The 15,891-nt window shown below is 70.1% G+C and carries 18 protein-coding genes and 1 tRNA gene; 10 read left to right on the top strand and 9 right to left on the bottom strand.

Annotated elements, in window-relative coordinates; translation table 11 throughout:
- Both VGF64_04245 and VGF64_04240 read left to right on the top strand, forming a co-directional pair.
- The coding region (locus VGF64_04245; GenBank protein ID HEY1633944.1) for a hypothetical protein at positions 1-264 on the top strand (264 nt) is incomplete at its 5' end.
- 87 nt (positions 265-351) lie between these two features.
- The gene (locus VGF64_04240; GenBank protein ID HEY1633943.1) at positions 352-1,404 is read left to right on the top strand and encodes an IS110 family transposase; all 1,053 of its coding nucleotides are present in this window, start codon (positions 352-354) and stop codon (positions 1,402-1,404) included.
- A 146-nt stretch (positions 1,405-1,550) separates the two neighbouring features.
- On the opposite strand, the gene VGF64_04235 is transcribed toward VGF64_04240, so the two are convergent.
- Positions 1,551-1,625: transfer RNA gene (locus VGF64_04235), tRNA-His, on the bottom strand.
- Between the two features lie 106 nt (positions 1,626-1,731).
- Between VGF64_04235 and VGF64_04230 the strand changes: the two genes are divergently transcribed.
- Positions 1,732-3,078 (top strand): type IV secretory system conjugative DNA transfer family protein, encoded by a 1,347-nt coding sequence (locus VGF64_04230; GenBank protein HEY1633942.1) that lies wholly within the window; start codon positions 1,732-1,734, stop codon positions 3,076-3,078.
- Here VGF64_04230 and VGF64_04225 read toward each other — a convergent pair.
- On the bottom strand, positions 3,069-3,959 hold the full coding sequence (locus VGF64_04225) for an MBL fold metallo-hydrolase (protein ID HEY1633941.1): 891 nt from the start codon (positions 3,957-3,959) through the stop codon (positions 3,069-3,071). The two genes, VGF64_04230 and VGF64_04225, sit on opposite strands and share 10 nt — an antisense overlap.
- Positions 3,960-4,020: 61 nt before the next feature.
- On the opposite strand from VGF64_04225, the gene VGF64_04220 reads away from it, so the two are divergent.
- The 3 genes from VGF64_04220 to VGF64_04210 all read left to right on the top strand — a co-directional run bounded on the left by VGF64_04220 (position 4,021) and on the right by VGF64_04210 (position 6,884).
- The gene (locus tag VGF64_04220; protein HEY1633940.1) at positions 4,021-4,884 is read left to right on the top strand and encodes a fumarylacetoacetate hydrolase family protein; all 864 of its coding nucleotides are present in this window, start codon (positions 4,021-4,023) and stop codon (positions 4,882-4,884) included.
- A 180-nt stretch (positions 4,885-5,064) separates the two neighbouring features.
- Positions 5,065-6,078 carry an ATP-binding cassette domain-containing protein gene (locus VGF64_04215; protein HEY1633939.1) on the top strand — a complete coding sequence of 338 codons (1,014 nt, stop codon included), beginning with the start codon at positions 5,065-5,067 and terminating at the stop codon, positions 6,076-6,078.
- The gene (locus VGF64_04210; protein HEY1633938.1) at positions 6,075-6,884 is read left to right on the top strand and encodes an ABC transporter permease; all 810 of its coding nucleotides are present in this window, start codon (positions 6,075-6,077) and stop codon (positions 6,882-6,884) included. The genes VGF64_04215 and VGF64_04210 overlap by 4 nt, the downstream gene beginning before the upstream one ends.
- On the opposite strand, the gene VGF64_04205 is transcribed toward VGF64_04210, so the two are convergent.
- A complete protein-coding gene (locus tag VGF64_04205; GenBank protein HEY1633937.1) occupies positions 6,869-7,888 on the bottom strand; it encodes a TrkA family potassium uptake protein in 1,020 nt (339 codons plus the stop codon). The two genes, VGF64_04210 and VGF64_04205, sit on opposite strands and share 16 nt — an antisense overlap.
- A gap of 68 nt (positions 7,889-7,956) precedes the next feature.
- Here VGF64_04205 and VGF64_04200 point away from each other — a divergent pair, with 68 nt between their 5' ends.
- Positions 7,957-9,186 carry a cytochrome P450 gene (locus VGF64_04200; GenBank protein HEY1633936.1) on the top strand — a complete coding sequence of 410 codons (1,230 nt, stop codon included), beginning with the start codon at positions 7,957-7,959 and terminating at the stop codon, positions 9,184-9,186.
- A gap of 10 nt (positions 9,187-9,196) precedes the next feature.
- Here VGF64_04200 and VGF64_04195 read toward each other — a convergent pair whose 3' ends face one another.
- The 6 genes from VGF64_04195 to VGF64_04170 form a co-directional block, all read right to left on the bottom strand.
- Positions 9,197-10,258, bottom strand: coding sequence for a phosphotransferase (locus tag VGF64_04195; GenBank protein ID HEY1633935.1), 1,062 nt, complete (start codon positions 10,256-10,258; stop codon positions 9,197-9,199).
- 7 nt (positions 10,259-10,265) lie between these two features.
- Complete coding sequence (locus VGF64_04190; GenBank protein ID HEY1633934.1) at positions 10,266-11,609, bottom strand: SPFH domain-containing protein; 1,344 nt, start codon at positions 11,607-11,609, stop codon at positions 10,266-10,268.
- Positions 11,610-11,834, bottom strand: a complete 225-nt coding sequence (locus tag VGF64_04185) for a hypothetical protein (GenBank protein HEY1633933.1) — start codon at positions 11,832-11,834, stop codon at positions 11,610-11,612.
- 96 nt (positions 11,835-11,930) lie between these two features.
- Complete coding sequence (locus VGF64_04180; protein ID HEY1633932.1) at positions 11,931-12,707, bottom strand: aquaporin; 777 nt, start codon at positions 12,705-12,707, stop codon at positions 11,931-11,933.
- Positions 12,708-12,779: 72 nt separating this feature from the next.
- On the bottom strand, positions 12,780-13,127 hold the full coding sequence (locus tag VGF64_04175) for a DUF202 domain-containing protein (protein HEY1633931.1): 348 nt from the start codon (positions 13,125-13,127) through the stop codon (positions 12,780-12,782).
- Entirely contained in the window at positions 13,127-13,576 is a 450-nt protein-coding gene (locus tag VGF64_04170) for a DUF202 domain-containing protein (protein ID HEY1633930.1), read from the bottom strand. Before VGF64_04170 ends, VGF64_04175 begins: the two co-directional genes overlap by 1 nt.
- Positions 13,577-13,733: 157 nt before the next feature.
- Between VGF64_04170 and VGF64_04165 the strand changes: the two genes are divergently transcribed.
- From VGF64_04165 to VGF64_04155, 3 genes are read left to right on the top strand one after another with little or no spacing between them, the layout of a single operon-like run.
- Complete coding sequence (locus VGF64_04165) at positions 13,734-14,021, top strand: LapA family protein (GenBank protein ID HEY1633929.1); 288 nt, start codon at positions 13,734-13,736, stop codon at positions 14,019-14,021.
- Complete coding sequence (locus VGF64_04160; GenBank protein ID HEY1633928.1) at positions 14,021-14,446, top strand: YccF domain-containing protein; 426 nt, start codon at positions 14,021-14,023, stop codon at positions 14,444-14,446. The genes VGF64_04165 and VGF64_04160 overlap by 1 nt, the downstream gene beginning before the upstream one ends.
- A gap of 39 nt (positions 14,447-14,485) precedes the next feature.
- On the top strand, positions 14,486-15,760 hold the full coding sequence (locus tag VGF64_04155; GenBank protein ID HEY1633927.1) for a cytochrome P450: 1,275 nt from the start codon (positions 14,486-14,488) through the stop codon (positions 15,758-15,760).
- Positions 15,761-15,891: the final 131 nt, after the last annotated feature.

The following is a 15,891-nucleotide window of genomic DNA, read 5'->3' as shown; positions in this document are numbered from 1 at the left end:
ACGGTCAAGCACTTCGGGCGCCACATCCCCGCCGAGCTGCGCACCGCCCTCGACCTCGGTGGTCCCCCCGACTTCGACGGGGTCATCTGTGTGGACTGCGGCACGCGCCACCACATCCAGTACGACCACGTCGACCCGGTGGCCTTTATGTCACGATCACGAGCGCCTGGTGGGTTGGCTCACCCTGTGGCTGCCCGGCTTAGGTCGTGGCTTTCCGTTGATTCGCCGCCCGCCAGGCGCGTCGGACCGGCCGGGATGACTTGATAGGAGCCTGGTCACTACCTCGATAAAGGCGTGTCCACCGTCCGGTCCGCGCGCCCCCTAGAAGACGAAATCGAGGAGGCAGGACCCATGGTGGTAGTTGGTGTCGACGCGCACAAGCGCACGCACACCCTCGTGGCGGTGGATGAGGTGGGCCGGAAACTGGGAGAGCGGACGGTGGTCACCACCTCGGACGGTCACCTTGACGCGGTCGGGTGGGTGTCGCAGTGGTCCGAGCGGCGCTGGGCGCTGGAGGACTGCCGGCACCTGACCCGACGCCTGGAGGCAGACCTCTTGGCAGCCGGCGAGGCCGTCGTCAGAGTGCCGACCCGACTGATGGCTGGTGCCCGCCAAGGCGGGCGGGAGCGAGGCAAGTCAGACCCCATCGACGCCTTGGCCGTGGCCCGGGCGGCGCTTCGCGAGCCGAACCTGCCCGTCGCTCAGCTCGACGGTGAGGCCCGTCGGCTCCGGCTGCTGGTCGATCACCGGGAGAATCTGGTAGCCGAGAGGACCCGCATGCAGAGCCGGCTGCGTTGGCACCTTCACGAGCTTTTTCCCGACCTGGTGATCCCGCCGAGGGCACTGAGCGCCCAGCACGTGCTGGACGGTCTCGAGCGCCGCCTCAGCGCCGTGGAGGGGACCGTGGTTGAGATCGCCCGGGAGCTCGTGTCCCGCTGTCATGAGCTGACTGTGCAGATAAACAAGCTCAAGTGGGAGATCACAGTGATCGTGCGACCGCTGGCACCTTCGCTACTCGCCCTAGCTGGTTGCGGGGTGCTGTCAGCGGCCAAGATCATCGGCGAGACGGCTGGAGCGAGCCGGTTTCGCTCGAAGGCCACCTATGCCCGCTGGAATGGCACCGCACCGATCCCGGTATGGACTGGCAGCCCAACCAAGTTCCGGTTGAACCGAGGTGGGAACCGCCAGGTCAACGCGGCCCTGCACCGGATCGCGATCACCCAGTGGCGGGGAGTCGGTCCAGGCCGGGCTTACGTGGAGGGACGGCTGGCTGCGGGCGATACGAAGACAGAGGCTCTACGCATGCTTCGTCGGCGGCTCTCTGACGAGGTATTTCGCCGGCTTATTGCTGACGAGGCCCCGCCCCTGGGACTGTCGCAGCCGGTCAACTGGGCCGCTGCTTGACATAGGAGAATCAACGGAGGCCCCACCACCCGGGCCAACCTGAGCGGCAGGTGCTGGGACTGCCACGAGCTCAAGACCGAGCGGGACCGCCAGGCGGGACTGCTGGGCGGCGGCGGGAGGGAGCCGCCGTGAGTTGCGAGGATGAGGGTGACCGAGGGGACTTGAACCCCCGACCTCCAGGGCCACAACCTGGCGCTCTAACCAAACTGAGCTACGGCCACCGTGTCCGCCCAGCATGGCACAGGGTAGGTGGGCGTCCGGCGGTCACGGCCGGGCCGAGCGGACGCTCGCGAGACCGCGACAGGCGAGGGTTAGCATCTCCGGCGAATGGGATCAGCTGGGGCGGCGCGGGGGCAGGACGTTCACGCCGAGGTGCTGCACGAGATGGGCGTGCACGGGAACCGGATCTACCTGGGAGCGGGCGCGCGAGGTTGGACATTGGCGGCGCGGGGGTCGGGGGTGCTCGTGCTGGGTCCGCCTCGTTCGGGGAAGACCACTGCCATCGTCATCCCGGCCATCCTGGCTGCCAACGGAGCGGTCGTGTCGACGTCGACGAAGCTCGACGTCCTGAGCGCGACGGCACCGGCACGGAGGCGGCTGGGCACGTGTTGGGTGTTCGATCCGTCGGGACAGATCGAGGTGCCGGCTGGGCTCACGCCGCTGCACTGGTCGCCGGTCGAGGGTTCGCGCCGGTGGGACGGGGCCCTCGTGATCGCTCGGGGCATGTTGAGAGCGACCCGGCCGGCGGAGGGCATTGCCGACGCGTCCCACTGGGCGGAGCGGGCCGAGACCCTGTTGGCGCCGTTGCTGCACGCAGCGGCGCTGGGTGGAGAGGGGATGGAGTTCGTCTTTCGGGCCGTCCACCGCGCCGAGCTCGACGATGCGAAGAAGATCCTGGTGGCCAACGACGCCGGGATCGCCCTGGACGTCCTGGAGCAAATAGCTACGACCGAGGCACGCGAGCGCAGCAGCATCCGTTCGACCGCAGCGGGCGCGCTGGCTGCGTACCGGTTCCCGGCGGCGCTGGCCCAGGCCAGCTCGCCGAACTTCGATCCCGCCCTGTTCCCGAGCAGCGTCGACACCATCTATGTGTGCGCGCCCGCGCGCCAGCAGGCGCTGATCGCGCCCATCGTCGTCGGCCTCGTCGAGGAGATCCGCTCGGCGACCTACGCTCGCGACACGCTGGACCCGCCGGTGCTGCTGGCCCTGGACGAGGTCGCCAACGTGGCGCCGCTGCCCGATCTGGCGGCGATCGTGTCGGAAGGAGCGAGCCAAGGTCTCCTCACCCTGGCCTGCCTCCAGGATCTGTCCCAGGCGAGGACGCGCTGGGGACAGGCGGCGGACGGCTTCATGTCGTTGTTCGGGACCAAGGTGGTCCTGCCGGGTATCGGCGACCTCCGCACCCTCGAGCTCGTCTCAGCCCTGGCCGGCGAGGCGGAGGTCGCCGTGCGCTCGGTGTCGAAGAGCCCTTGGCGTCCGAGGACCCGCGTGCCACGCTCCAGCGTCACGACCTCGACGAGGCGACAGCGACGGTTGCCCGTCGACTCGATCGCCCAGGGTCGCGTCGGTCACGCCCTCCTGATCGACGGACCCAAGGCACCTGGGTGGATGCGGCTCACCCCGTGGTATGCCACGCCACCGTGGTCAGAGATCGCAGGCCCGCGTCAGAAGTAACTGGCGCCGGACTCGGGATCGCCCTCGCTGCGCACGCGGCCCGTCTCGAGGAGGTGCAGCAGATGGGCGTACGTCGAACGGGCCGCGGCGGGATGAAGCTCCGGCGCGACATCGGCGTAGATCACCGGGACCATCTCCTCGATGGTGTGCCGCCCCGCCGCCAGGCAGTCCATGATCTGCTCCTCGCGGTACTGCCGATGGGCGATGAAGGCCCGCACCAGCGTCTTGGGGTCGCGCACGGGCGGGCCGTGCGTGGGCCAGTAGACCTCGTCGTCGCGCGCCAGCAGGAGCTCGAGGCTGCTGAGGTAGTCGCCCATGTGGCCCTCGGGCGGCGATACCACGCTCGTCGACCAGCCCATGACGTGATCGCCGGAGAAGAGCCCCTGCTCCTCGACGAGGGCGTAGCAGACGTGGTTCGAGATGTGCCCCGGGGTGGCGAGGCACTCGATCGTCCACCCGTCCCCGCGGATGACATCACCGTGGCGGACCGTCACGTCGGGCACGAACTCCGTGTCCCCCGCCTCCTCGGCCCCCTCGGCGCCGCCGAGCGGGTGTGGACCCCAGCCGTAGGTGGGGGCGCGGGTCCGCTCCTGGAGGAGACGGGCGGCGGGTGAGTGGTCACGGTGGGTGTGGGTCACCAGGATGTGGCTCACGGCCGCGCCACCGAGAGCGGCCATGATGGCGGCCACGTGGTCGGGTAGGTCGGGACCCGGATCGACGACGGCCACGCCCTTGCCGCCGACGAGGTGGGTCCCGGTGCCGGTGAAGGTGAACATGTTGGGGTTGTTGGCCACCACGCGGCGAACGAGCGGCGAGACCTGGTCGGGGACGCCGTAGGCGAACTCGAAGTCTCGGCTCAGCGGCAGCGCTGCGGGCGGCACGTCGTGCTCGATGATGACACGGGGCGAAGACCTCCGGGCGCAGCGTAGTGTCGCGCCCGATATGAAGATCGCCCGCTTCAGCCATGGAGGCGCGACCCGGCTCGGGGTGGTGCTCGGCGAGGAGATCGCGGACCTCGGCCGCGACCGCTTCCCGACCGACCTCAGCGCCCTACTCGCCACCGGCGGCCTCGAGGAGGCAGCCGCGGCCGCATCCGGCGCGCCGCGCCTCGCGCTGGCTGAGGTCCGGCTCCGGGCCCCCGTCGCTCGCCCGCCCGAGTTCCTCGGCATCGGGCTCAACTACCGCTCGCATGCGGCCGAGACGGGCCAGCCGTTACCGAGCGTGCCGGTGTTCTTCAACAAGCAGTCGTCGTGCGTCGCCGGACCGACGGATGACGTGCACATCCCCCGCGTCGCACCGGCCCACGTCGACTACGAGGGCGAGCTCGGGTTCGTGATCGGCCGCCGCTGTCGCCACGTGCCATCCGAGCGGGCGAGTGAGGTCATCGCCGGGTTCGTGGTGGTCAACGACGTGAGCGTGCGGGACTGGCAGATGGCCTCGCCGACGTGGACCATGGGCAAGTCCTTCGACACCCACGGTCCGATCGGGCCGTGGTTGGTCTCTCCCGACGAGGTCGGCGATCCTCACACCCTCGCGCTCCGCACGTGGGTGAACGGCGAGCTCCGCCAGGAGGCCAGGACCGACGACCTCGTCTTCGACTGCTACGACCAGATCGCCCATCTCTCCGCCGCCTTCACCCTGCAGCCGGGCATGATCGTCTCGACCGGGACGCCTTCCGGTGTCGGGTTCGCACGGACACCTCCCGCGCTCCTTGCGCCTGGCGACGTCGTGCGGATCGAGATCGAGCGGGTCGGCGCCATCGAGAACCATCTCGTGCCCGAGCCCGAGGACACCGACCTGCTCTGAGCGACGCAAAACAGCAGTAGTTCTATCTCCGCTCCCTCGACGAGCAACACCGTCACGGTGACGGAGAGCCCGGTGCAGCCCTTCGGGAACTAGCCGCCGCCCCGAGCGCGGCCTGATCGGGGGCACCCGGTCGGCAGCTAGATTGGCCCTTTTCCGCCCCAACATCGTTCCAGAGGGTTGATGGCCGACACCATGATCGAGGTGTCCGGCGTCACAAAGGCGTTCGGCACCACCCAGGCACTCTGCGGCGTCGACCTGGCCGCTGACAGGGCCAGGGTCCTCGGTCTGCTCGGCCCCAACGGCGCCGGAAAGACGACGCTGGTCCGCATCCTGGCCACGTTGCTGGCCCCTGACGACGGGTATGCCCGCATCGGCGGCCTCGACGTCGTGCGCGACGCCGCAGCCATTCGCCCCCTGATCGGCCTCGCGGGCCAGTACGCGGCGGTGGACGAGACGCTGACCGGCCGGGAGAACATCGAGCTCGTCGGGCGCCTCTACCACCTGGGCCGGGCGGAGATCACCCGGCGGACGGACGAGGTGCTCGAGCGCTTCTCGCTCACCAACGCCGCCGATCGCCAGGTGAAGACGTACTCGGGCGGCATGCGGCGCCGCCTCGACCTCGGTGCCAGCCTCGTGGCCCGCCCGCCGGTGCTCATCCTCGACGAGCCGACCACCGGGCTCGACCCCCGCACCCGGCTCGAGATGTGGGGCTTCATCGAGAGCCTGGTGGCGGACGGCACGACCATCCTCCTCACGACCCAGTACCTGGACGAGGCGGACCGCCTGGCCCACCAGATCGTGGTGATCGACTACGGAAAGGTGATCGCCGAGGGCACCGCGGACGAGCTCAAGGACCAGTTGGGCGGCGACGTGGTCGAGGTGCGGGTGGCGAGCCCGGACGATCTGGACAAGGCCATCGCTGCCGTCGCAGGGCTGGGAGAGGGCAAGCCCCAGATTGACACCGAACAGCGGCGGATGACGCTGCCGGCCAAGGGTGGCGCCGCCGTCTTGATGGCCGCCGCCCGCCGCCTCGACGAGAGCGAGGTCATACTCGAGGACCTGAGCCTGCGCCGGCCGTCGCTCGACGACGTGTTCATGTCCCTCACCGGCCACGGCGCCGGCGCTGACGGCGAGGACGGCAACGAACCCGAGGCCGCGGGCGGCGCGCGCGGCCGGCGCAGGAGGAGGACATGACCGCAACCGTCACCACCGCTCCGACCGTCCGCCAGGCGCGACCGATCACGCCGCTGGTGGCGGTCGGCGACATCGCCGCCATCGCCAAGCGCAATCTCCTCCACGTCGCACGGACACCGCAGCTGCTGGTGTTCTCCACCATCCAGCCGGTGATGTTCGTGCTGCTGTTCCGCTACGTCTTCGGCGGCGCCATCTCCACCCCTGGGACCACCTACGTCAACTACCTGATGGCCGGGATCTTCGTCCAGACCACCTTGTTCGGGGGCGCCCAGACCGCCGTCGGGCTGGCCGAGGACCTGCGAGGAGGCATCGTCGACCGCTTCCGGTCGCTGCCCATGGCGCGCTCGGCTGTGCTGGCCGGTCGCACCTTCGCCGACCTGACTCGCAACGTCTTCGTGCTCCTCCTGATGGTCATCGTGGCCACCGGGGTCGGGTTCCGCTTCCACAACAGCCCGCTGCCGGACTTCGTGGCGATGCTGGTGGTGCTGGCCTTCGGGTACGCCTTCTCGTGGGTCTTCGCCTACGTGGGGATGGTCGTCAAGGAGCCGGAGACGGCGCAGGTGGCGGGGTTCATCCCGCTCTTCCCGCTGGTCTTTGCCAGCTCGGCGTTCGTGCCGGTGGCGACGATGCCCGGCTGGCTCCAGGGCTTCGCCCGTGTGCAGCCCGTGAGCGTGACCGTCAACGCCGTGCGCGCCCTCACCGAGGGCGGGCCCATCTACCACTGGCTGTGGCAGATGGTCGTCTGGACAGGCCTCATCCTGGTCGTCTTCGTACCGCTTGCCGTCGCCCGCTACCGCCGGATCTGAGCGACGCGCCGGGTCAGGGCCTCGAGCTGGCTCCCGGTCCCGATGGCGATGAGGATGTGGCCGGCGCGGATCTTGACGTCCGGGCTGGGATTGGTCACGAAGTCGCCGGTCTCGTTGCGCATGGCCAGCACCAGGGCGCCGGTCTGGTCGCGGATGCGGGCGTCGCGCAGGGTTCGTCCGTCCAGCGGAGACCCGTGGGGCACCGACACCTCTTCGAGGCGGAACTCGAGGCTGCCGTCGTGCATGACCACGTCGACGAACTCGGCGACGTGGGGTTGCAGGGCGAAGGCGGCCATGCGGGCGCCTCCGATGTTGGCCGGGTTGACCACCCGGTTGGCCCCGGCCTGGAGGAGCTTGTCCACCGAGCTGTCGGCGTAGGCCCTGGCCACGATGAACAGATCCGGGCAGAGCGAGCGCGCCGTCAACGTCACGTACAGGTTCTCGGGATCGTCGGCGAGGGCGGTGACGAGGACGCCGGCCCGCCCGATGCCCGCGGCCGTGAGCACGGCGTCGTCGGTGGCGTCTCCATGGACGGTGAGGGCCGGTGGGGCCGGGAGCCGGTCCGATGAAAGGTCGATGGCCACCATGTCCTGGTCCGCGCCGGCGACGTGGCGGGCGATGGCCTGACCGACCCGACCCCACCCGCACAGGATCACGTGGCCGTGCATGCTCTCGATGCGTCGTTCCATGCGTCTCCTCGACACCAGATCGGACAGGTGGCCCTCGACGAAGCTGTCGATGAGCACGCTGAAGGTGTAGGCCGCGGTCCCGACGCCGGCCAGGATCAGGAAGATGCTGAAGATCTCGCCGGGAGCGCCGAAGTTGTGGACCTCGCGGAACCCCACGGTGGTGACGGTCACGACGGTCTGGAACAGGGCGTCGACGACGCTGTAGCCCAGGCCGATGAAGCCGAGCGTGCCGCAGACGACGATGACCAGCAGGGCCAGGAGGCCGGTCCTCAGGCGGGTGGCGGTGCCCAGTCCCGGCTCGCTGCGCCTCCGCATCGCCCTCACCACCCCATTGTGGCTGGCGCGTCTGGAACGGTCGCGGTCCAAGCGCCCACAATGGAGCCATGCGCCCCCTGGAGGAGGCCCCGTTCCTGGACCCCTTCACCGAGGAGTTCCAGGCCGACCCGCGGCCGATCATCGACCGGATCCTCGAGCAGTCCTGGCTGGCGCGCACCCCCCTCGGTGCGCTGGTGGTGGGGCGCGAGCAGGTCCACAAGCTGCTGTCCGACCCCCGGTTGCAGAGCGCGCTGATGCAGCTCATCCGGCTACAGGGTGTCAACGAGGGCCGGCTCTACGACCTGACCGCCTCGGCCCTGCTGTCCCTCGACGGCGCCGACCACGCCCGGATCCGCAGTCTGGTGAGCCGGGCGTTCACCCCTCGCGCCGTCGAGCCCTATCGGCCGGGCATGCGCGCCCTGGCCGAGGAGCTCGTCGAGCGATTCATCGGCGCGGGGGAGTGCGAGTTCATGGCGGACTTCGCCGACCACTACCCGATCGAGGTCATGTGCCAGGTCCTGGGCGTGCCGCCCGAGGACCACCTGCGCTTCGCTCGGTGGGGCGACGCCCTGACCCACGTGCTCTCGCTCGAGCTCAGCCTCCACCTGGAGGAGGTCAACGAGGCCGTGGCCGGCCTCAACGACTATCTCGACGGGCTGATCGCCGAGCGCCAAGGTGCGCCCCGCCAGGACCTCGTGAGCAACCTGATCGCCGCCGGCGACGACCGTGACCGGCTCAGCCCGGTCGAGCTGCGGGCCCTGCTCGCCGGGCTCCTCTTCGCCGGCTACGACACGACCCGCAACCAGCTGGCGCTGGCCATGACGCTGTTCTGCGAGCACCCCGATCAGTGGCAGCTGATGGCAGAGCGGCCCGAGCTCGTCGCACCTGCGGTCGAGGAGGTGATGCGGGTGGCCGGCGTCGTCGCCGTCACGCCCCGGGTCGCGGTGGAGGACATCGAGCTGGACGGCTGGCGCATACCAGCGTGGTCGCTGGTGTCGCTGTCACTGGCGGCCGCCAACCACGACCCCGCCGCCTTCGACGATCCACACGGCTTCGACATCATGGCTCGGCGCGAACCGCAGCTGACCTTCGGCGGTGGCCCGCATTTCTGTCTGGGGGCGAACCTGGCGCGGGCCGAGATGCAGGAGGCGCTTCCGGTGCTGGCCCGGCGGCTGGGCCCGATCACCCTCTCGGGTGCGCCAGAGTGGCGCTCCACGACCGGGATCTTCGGGCCGAACGCCCTGGCCCTGCGGTTCTCCCCAAGGGTCGTCGAGGACCCGCTGGCCGGCCGGCCCTGAGCACGGCGCCTCACGCGAGGAGCTGCTCGGCTTCGAGGTCGATGGCGTGGCGACCGTGTCGCTGGGCCATGGTCACGAACATGTCGTCGCCCCGCTCGGTCTGCTCGACCAGCATGGACGCGGCGATGGCCATGATCACGCCGCCGAAGGCGTAGCGCCGGTACTGGGTCCAGCACTCGTCCCAGCCGAGGCCGTCCACCCCGGCCGCCCGGATCGACCCGTGGTAGGCGCGGACGAGCTCGCCTTCGTGACGCCGCCGGTCCTCTGGGACCAGGCCGGCGCCGAGGAAGTAGCTGAGATCGCCGATCCCGGGGCCGTGGGCCACGGTCTGCCAGTCGACCACGACGACCGGCGGCCCGGTCGCGTCGCTTCCGAACAGCAGGTTGTCGAGGCGGAAATCGCCGTGGGCCACCGTCCACGGTCCCCGTCGATCGCCGAGGTAGCTCGGAAGCCTCGCCATCAGCCGCTCACCCAGGGCGATGATGTCGTCGTCGACGCGCCCGGCATAGCGATCGCGGAACCCGCCGAACAGGCCGGCGACCAGCTGGCTCGTGAAGGCCGCGGCCTCCCCGGGGTCGCGGTGGAGCCAATCCAGCCCGGCCAGGCTGGCGTCACCCCACCGCGGCGCGTGCAGTCGGGGCAGCTCCTCGACGGCCACCGCCGCCTCGTCGATGCTGCAACCGGCCAGCTGGTCTCCCTGGCGCGCCGAGGCCACGTCCTCCAACAGCAGCACGAAGTCCGTGCCCGTGGCGTCGAGGTAGGAGTGGTAGCAGTGGGGCGCCCGAATCGGAAGCTGCGGCGCCAGCTGGCGGTAGAAGCTCACCTCGATCTCGTAGTTGCGCAGCGCCGCCGCCGTCGCCCGGCTGGTCGGGTCCGCGGCCGGGAGCTTGGCGATCAGCGACCGGGGCGCAGCCGTCGGGCCGTCGTAGGTCGGCGTCAGGCGCACGCAGTCGCTCATCTGCCCTGTGCCCACGGGCGCGTAGGCGACCTCGAGGACCCGGGCGGGCCCGAGCAGCGGCGCCAGAGTGTCGGTCAGCCACGCCGGCGTCAGCTCCGCGCCGGTCCCGGTCACGCGGCGCTCAGCGAGCGGTCTTGCCGCCCGCCGCGTTGTCGCCGGGCGCCCTGTCGGCGGGGGCCTTGTCGGCCGGGGCCTTGCCGGGGCCCGCAGCCTTGTCGGCCGGCACCTTGTCGGGGCCCGCACCGACCGTTCGCTCGACCGCCGGCCTTCCGTCCGCCGGGGGCCGCCCCTCGGCTGACGGGCCGTTCTCGGCCGCCCCGTCCACCCCGAGGCCCTGACGCAGGCCCTGGAAGAGGGTGAAGCCCTGCCCCACCACCTGTCCGACCAGATCGGCGAGACCCTCGCCCCCGTTGAGGACGGTGAGGTTGGCGCCGGTCAGGCTCCTCGTGGCGGCGGTCACGATCTCGGGCAGGTGCTCGGCCAGCTGCTGGGTCACCAGGGCCTGCTGGTTGGCCTTCAGGGCGTCGGCCCGGACCCGCAGGACCCCGGCCTCGCTCTCGCCCTTCACCTTGATGGCCTGACCCTCGGCCTCGGCCTCGAGTACCCGGGCCTCCTTGGCGGACTTGGCCAGCGTGACCTGCCTATAGGCCTCGGCGTCAGCGGGCCGGTTCACCGTGCTCTGGAGCCGCTGCTCCTCCCGCTGGGCCTCCAGCTTGGCCACGGCCGTCTCCGTCTGCACGACCTGCTGCCTCGCCTCGGCCTCGGACAGCGGCCCCGCCTGGCTGGCCTGCGCCGCCGCCCGGTCTATCTCGGCCTGGTAGCCGGCCTGCTTGATCTGCGACGCCCGCACGGCCTCGGACTTGAGGGCGTTGGCCTCCTGCTCGCGCTCGGTGGCCTCGCGGTCGGCGGCGGCCTGGGCGATGCGGGCGTCCTTCTGGACCACGGCCGTGTAGGGAGCCGCGATGTTGGCGATATAGCCGCTCGGGTCCACGATCTCTTTGATCTGGAGGCTGTCGACGGTGAGACCGAGGCGCTCGACCTCGATGTCGGAGGACTTGATCACCTCCTGGCGGAGCCGCTCGCGGTCCCGGATGATCTCTTCCACGGTGAGGCCGCCGACGATCGATCGCAGGTGGCCGCCGAAGACCTGGCCGACCATCTGCTCCATGCGGTTCTGCTGATCGAGGAACCGCCGCGCCGCGTTGGCGATGCTGGCCGGGTCGTCGGCGACCTTGAACACGCACACGGCCTGGACCTGAAGCGGGATGCCCTGGGTCGTCACGCAATCCTCGCCGAGGATCGCTTCCCGGACGTCGAGCGAGAGCTTGCGGGCGGTCTTGCGGAAAGGTAGGACCCACGCGCCGTGGCCCACCACGACCTGGAACTGGGGTCCGGCCGGGTCGTGGTGCTTGGCGCCCGAGATGACCAGCGCTTCGTTCGGTGCAGGAATTCGCCAGAAGAACATCTAGTCTCCTTCGCTCCAGTAGGGCGTGACGAGGACGGAGCGGGGGGAGAGCTGCTCCACCACGACGACGGTTCGTCCGGTGGCGATGCTCTTGGGCTCGGAGGGATAGGCGGTGAACGCCTCGGCTCCGCCCCTCACCTCGATCAACACCTCGCCGCCACCTTCGGGGGGGATGCTGCACGAGACCCGGCCGAGCTTGCCCTTCAGGGCAACGTCCTCAGCCATTGAGCCTCCCGATGTGCCTCGTCCCGTTTGAAGGTGTCAAGGCGATCGTACTGGAGGCGTCGCTCCTACCGCGATCGGCGCCTTGGCGGGCCGGCCTCAGGTCTCCTGCGAGGGCCCCGCGAGGTCGGAGGGCTGCACCCGGCCGGGCGGCACCGGTTCCTTCGGTCGATCAGGCACGAACAGATAGCCCCAGACGACGGCGGCGATGGCGCCGCCAACCAAGGGCGCCACGATGAAGAGCCACAGCTGGCTGAGGGCGTCGCCGCCCACGATCAGCGCCGGACCGAGGCTGCGCGCCGGGTTGACGGAGGTGCCGGTGAGCGGGATGCCGACGAGGTGGACGGTGGCGAGGCCCATGCCGATGGCCAGGCCGGCGAAGCCAGCCGATGTCAGGTGGCTGGTCGCGGCCAGCACCACGAGGGCGAAGAGGAACGTGAGGACGACCTCGGCGGCGAAGGCCCCACCGACACTGAGGTGGATGAGCGAGTGCTTGCCCCAGCCGTCGGTGCCGAGGCCCTGGTTGCCGGTGCTGTAGCCGGGGGACCCGGTGAAGATGCCCCAGAGGGCCAGGGCCCCGAGGATGGCGCCGACGAACTGGGCGATCCAGTAACCGATGGCCTCCTGGATCGACATGCGCCGGGAGGCGACGAAGGCCATGGTCACCGCCGGGTTGACGTGACAGCCCGAGATCGGCCCGATGGCGTAGACCAGGGCCAACAGGACCAGGCCGAAGGCCAGGGCCGTGGCCACCACCCCGGCCGAGGTGCTGCTCCCGGCGAACTTGAATCCCAGTGAGAGCGTGGCCACTCCCACGGCGAAGAAGACCAGTATCGCCGTGCCGAGCAGCTCGGCTACGAGCTTGCGCGTCTGCATCCGACCACCACCTGCTCGCCTCGCTGACCGGGCCATGGTCGCGCACCGGTCGCTGCGACGGCGTGATCCCAGCTAGACGGGGATGGCGAGGACGATCGCGGCCACGGCGATGCCGACGGTGCCGATCGACATGATCTTGAACGCCACGGCACGCGGCGCTGGGTCTCCGGCGTCGGTCCTGGCGACCCTCCTGTTGTAGATGCTCGCCCCCAGCATCCACAGCGCGACGGCTGCCCCGAAGAGCAGGGCGCCAACGGGGTAGGCGACGGCCGGCAGGTCCCCCTGGGCTCCGCGACGCACCGCCAGGGCTCCGATCGCGGCCAGCGCCAGCGCCGACCTCGTCCACGCCAGCGCCGTCCGCTCGGTCGCCAGTCCCCGATCGGGCTCGTCCGGCTGACGACCGATGGCGTCGGTACCCATCACCTGGTGATCAGGTCGACGACCACGATGATGCCGGCGGCCACCCCGATGACCGAGATCCCCACGGCGACGATCTTGCCGACCGGCGAGTAGGCCAGCGGGAGCCGCAGCCGAAGCCGACGTTCGTTGCCCTCCCACTGGCGGTAGCTGGTCACCGCGGCCACCGCGCCGAGGGCGATCAGCGGGAGGGCGATGATGAGGCGCGCACCGCCGAGGCCGAAATGCAGGAGCTGGGCCGCAGCCAGGCCGGCGGCGATGAGGGCGAGCGCGGTGCGGCTCCAGGCCAGGAACGTGCGCTCGTTGGCGAAGCTGAACCGCGGGTCGGGCGCATCTCCGCACTTATCGAGTGGCGTTGCCCGGTGCTCGCGCAGCTGCCGCTCGACGTCGGCCTCCGAGGGCGGTCCCTCGCCTTCGGATGCCGGCCTGTCGGCCGGACGCGGTCGTGCCACATCTTCAACGGTAGACGGACCAGCTGGGCGGCTCAGGGCACGCCCGGAGGGACAGGTGTAGAATGGCGTTGAGCAGGGAGGGGGAGCCACGAGCACCGACGATCGCGCCACGCAGGACGCAGCGGCGTCCGCGCCGCCGAGCACGGCGCAGGCAGCGGTGACGCCGCGACCCAAGGACAAACGGGACGTAGGCGGGATCGCTCGGCTGATTGGCCTGGCCATCGTGGCCGGACTGCTGATCGCCTTCATCGTCGAGAACAGCGGCACGGTCACCGTTCACTTCGTCTTCTTCACGGCCCACGTCTCGCTCATCTGGGCCCTGATCCTGGCCGCCGTGCTCGGGGCCCTGCTCGACCGTCTCGTGCCCGCGTACCGGCGTCGCAGGCGAACGAAGCAGGCCAAGCAGGCCCAGCAAGCCCAGAAGGTGCAACAGGGATCCCGCTAGTGCGGGTCATCGGCAACATCCTGTGGTTGCTGCTGGGTGGGCTGGTGCTCGCTCTCAGCTACGCCGTGGCGGGCCTGATCTGCTTCGTCCTGATCATCACCATTCCCTTCGGCATCCAGGCCTTCAAGCTCGCCAGCTTCACGCTCTGGCCGTTCGGCTCGGCCCTGGTGAGGATTCCCGGCGAGGTCCCGTCAGCCGTCGGCAACGTGCTGTGGTTCATCCTCTTCGGTTGGTGGCTCGCCCTCTCACACGTGATCGCCGGCGTGATCTGTGCGATCACGATCATCGGCATCCCCTTCGCCATCGCCCACTTCAGGCTCGCCGGCGCCGCCTTGTTCCCGTTCGGCCGGACCGTGGTGTCGTTCGAGGAGGCGCGGGCGATGGAGGGCGCCTACGTTGTGCAGCCATGGGGGGCGGCGAGGTAGGTTCGCTCGCTGGTTGCCGAAGGAGAGCGGGAGGAAGCCGTGAATCCCAACCCGGTGCTGACGATCGACGACATCGATCTCTCTGACCTGGCCTTCTGGGCCCGGCCTCTCGACGAGCGGGAAGCGGCCTTCGAGGCCCTCCGCCGGCAACGACCGATCGCCCACTTCGACGATCCGGAGCCACCACCCGGCATCACCGTCCCCATTCCGCTGGACGGCTCGGGCTACTACGCCGTCACCCGCCATGCCGACGTCGTGGAGGCGAGCCGCGAGCCCGGGTCGTTCTGCTCGGGCCAGGGGGCCACGAGCATCTTCGACATGCCGACCGAGTTCCTCGAGTTCTTCGGATCCATGATCAACCTCGACGATCCGCGCCACGCTCGCCTGCGGCGCATCGTCTCGGCGGCCTTCACGCCTCGGATGGTCAAGAAGATCGAAGACGAGGTCCAGCGGTCGGCGTCGCTCATCGTCGACGACGTGATCGAGAAGGGGACGTGCGACTTCGTGACCGAGGTGGCGGCCAAGCTGCCGCTGCGCGTCATCTGCAACATGATGGGCGTACCCGAGCCCGATCACGATTTCGTCTTCCACCACTCGAACGTCATTCTCGGGGGCATGGATCCCGAGTACGTGCCCGAGGGCAGCGACGTCGTCATGGCCCTGCTCACCTCGGGCCAGGAGCTCACGCAGCTGATGGGGGATCTGGCCCGGCATCGGGCCGAGCGCCCAGGCGACGACGTCACCTCGGCCCTGGTCACCGCCAACGTCGACGGCGAGCAGCTCACCCACCAGGAGCTGGCCTCGTTCTTCATCCTGCTCGTGGTGGCGGGCAACGAGACGACCCGCAACGCCATCAGCCACGGGATGAGGCTGCTCACCGACCATCCCGATCAGCGGGCGGCGTGGGCCGCGGGCTTCGAGACACTGGCGCCGACGGCGGTCGAGGAGATCGTTCGGATCGCCTCGCCGGTGATCTTCATGCGCCGAACCGCCACCAAGGATGTGACCCTCGGCGGCGTGGACCTCCCCGAGGCCGCCAAGGTGCTGCTCATGTACTGGTCGGCCAACCGCGACGAGGCGGTGTTCGAGGAGCCCTATCGCTTCGACATCCGCCGTGAGCCCAATCCCCACGTGGGCTTCGGCGGTCCAGGGCCGCACTTCTGCCTGGGGGCCCACCTGGCCCGCCAGGAGATCACCGTGATGTTCCGCGAGCTCCTCGGACGGACGCCCGGCATTCACGCGACCGGAGACCCCGAGCGGCTGCTGTCCAACTTCATCAACGGCATCAAGCATCTGCCTGTCGCTGTCGCCTAAGGGGCGGCCGTCCCGGTGGCGGCCAGGTCGCGCAGCGGTTCGACCCATTCCTCGGGCGTCGGCATGGATGCCATCTCCGCCTGCAGCCGCCCGGCCTGGCGACGGTACGTGTCCTCCGACAGGAGGGTGAC

The organism is Acidimicrobiales bacterium, from assembly GCA_036491125.1.
Classification (GTDB): Bacteria; Actinomycetota; Acidimicrobiia; order Acidimicrobiales; family AC-9; genus AC-9.
The sequence above is the reverse complement of the archived record's forward strand: the minus strand, read 5'-3'. Positions and strand labels throughout refer to the sequence as shown.

Coding starts and splice junctions, on each gene's coding strand:
- VGF64_04240 (HEY1633943.1), top strand. CDS start 352: ATGGTGGTAGTTGGTGTCGACGCGCACAAGCGCACGCACACCCTCGTG.
- VGF64_04230 (HEY1633942.1), top strand. CDS start 1,732: ATGGGATCAGCTGGGGCGGCGCGGGGGCAGGACGTTCACGCCGAGGTG.
- VGF64_04220 (HEY1633940.1), top strand. CDS start 4,021: ATGAAGATCGCCCGCTTCAGCCATGGAGGCGCGACCCGGCTCGGGGTG.
- VGF64_04215 (HEY1633939.1), top strand. CDS start 5,065: ATGGCCGACACCATGATCGAGGTGTCCGGCGTCACAAAGGCGTTCGGC.
- VGF64_04210 (HEY1633938.1), top strand. CDS start 6,075: ATGACCGCAACCGTCACCACCGCTCCGACCGTCCGCCAGGCGCGACCG.
- VGF64_04205 (HEY1633937.1), bottom strand. CDS start 7,888: ATGCGGAGGCGCAGCGAGCCGGGACTGGGCACCGCCACCCGCCTGAGG.
- VGF64_04200 (HEY1633936.1), top strand. CDS start 7,957: ATGCGCCCCCTGGAGGAGGCCCCGTTCCTGGACCCCTTCACCGAGGAG.
- VGF64_04190 (HEY1633934.1), bottom strand. CDS start 11,609: ATGTTCTTCTGGCGAATTCCTGCACCGAACGAAGCGCTGGTCATCTCG.
- VGF64_04185 (HEY1633933.1), bottom strand. CDS start 11,834: ATGGCTGAGGACGTTGCCCTGAAGGGCAAGCTCGGCCGGGTCTCGTGC.
- VGF64_04180 (HEY1633932.1), bottom strand. CDS start 12,707: ATGCAGACGCGCAAGCTCGTAGCCGAGCTGCTCGGCACGGCGATACTG.
- VGF64_04175 (HEY1633931.1), bottom strand. CDS start 13,127: ATGGGTACCGACGCCATCGGTCGTCAGCCGGACGAGCCCGATCGGGGA.